The sequence below is a fragment of the Paenibacillus sp. 2RAB27 genome (assembly GCF_052115445.1).
In the GTDB taxonomy this organism is placed as follows: Bacteria; Bacillota; Bacilli; order Paenibacillales; family NBRC-103111; genus Paenibacillus_E.
The window spans coordinates 1-434 of sequence record NZ_JBFRGR010000122.1 but is presented as its reverse complement, the minus strand read 5'-3'; the positions used below and the strand labels follow the sequence as shown (position 1 = coordinate 434).

Genomic DNA, 434 nt, shown 5'->3' with positions numbered 1-434 from the left:
CGTGATCACTAACTGGTCGCCTGCTCCCACTGTCGGCTTGCCGTCGCCATTGAGCGCCGTTATGCTCGTCACCATTGGCGCTACGGCTACGCCGAAGCTGCCTCCGATGGCAATGCTCGATTGTGCTGCCAGCTCTTGCGTGCCTGTCGCTGCGTCCAGAATGCCGTTGCCGCTCACGATGCTGATCGTATCGGCTGTTGTAATCGTTGCTCCAGTTCCTAGCGTAATCGTCAAACTAAGTTTGTCGCTGCTCCAACTGGATGTCGCACCTGTTCCTAACTTGCTGCTGATCTTCGTTAGATCAACTGCTCCGCCGTTTGACGGTGCATTAAGCGTGATCACTAACTGGTCGCCTGCTCCCACTGTCGGCTTGCCGTCGCCATTGAGCGCCGTTATGCTCGTCACCATTGGCGCTACGGCTACTCCGAAGCGCT

General features: G+C 57.1%; 1 protein-coding gene. It reads right to left on the bottom strand.

The window, feature by feature from the left end:
• Positions 1-434 (bottom strand): hypothetical protein (locus AB4114_RS35930; RefSeq protein ID WP_441992693.1); only part of this gene is annotated, 434 nt, incomplete at both ends.